Genomic DNA, 466 nt, shown 5'->3' on the forward strand with positions numbered 1-466 from the left:
GACATTTGTCCTGCGGGAGTCGGGATTCTTCGCTCTGCCGTGGGGCCCCTCCCCGACGGGAGTATCAGTGGTGTCGGCAAGGGGCCGGCGGTCGGTGGGAAAAGGGTGAGGGGAACGCCATGAGCGCCACGGTTGCGATGGAGATGCCGGTTCAGGTCAGCGCCGAGGTCGAGGTTCAGGGGGCCGTTGCCGAGGGTGTTGTGCTCAAGGGGCTGCCGAACTGGTACTTCCCGCTGGTGGGTCTCTTCGCGGGGATCTTCGACATCGCCCGTGCCTACCCGATCCTGTACGCGCTGATCCCGGTGGTGGCGATCGTTCAGATCGTGCTGGCGTTCACGGTTCTTCGGGCCCGGATCCGGTACATGAAGTCGCTGTGGAAGAACAAGCGGACCCGGTTCCTGGCGCTCGGTCTGCTGGCCGTTCGCTTCGTCATCCGGTACGGGCTCGGTGTCGCCGGTCTCGCGCT

The 466-nt window shown here is 65.5% G+C and carries 1 protein-coding gene; it reads left to right on the plus strand.

Going from position 1 to position 466, the window contains the following annotated elements:
• Positions 1-119: 119 nt before the first annotated feature.
• Positions 120-466: hypothetical protein (locus ADK54_RS16220; RefSeq protein ID WP_159047779.1), on the plus strand; the 347-nt coding region annotated here is incomplete at its 3' end.

Origin of the sequence: Streptomyces sp. WM6378, assembly GCF_001279695.1 — a bacterium.
GTDB lineage: Bacteria > Actinomycetota > Actinomycetes > Streptomycetales > Streptomycetaceae > Streptomyces.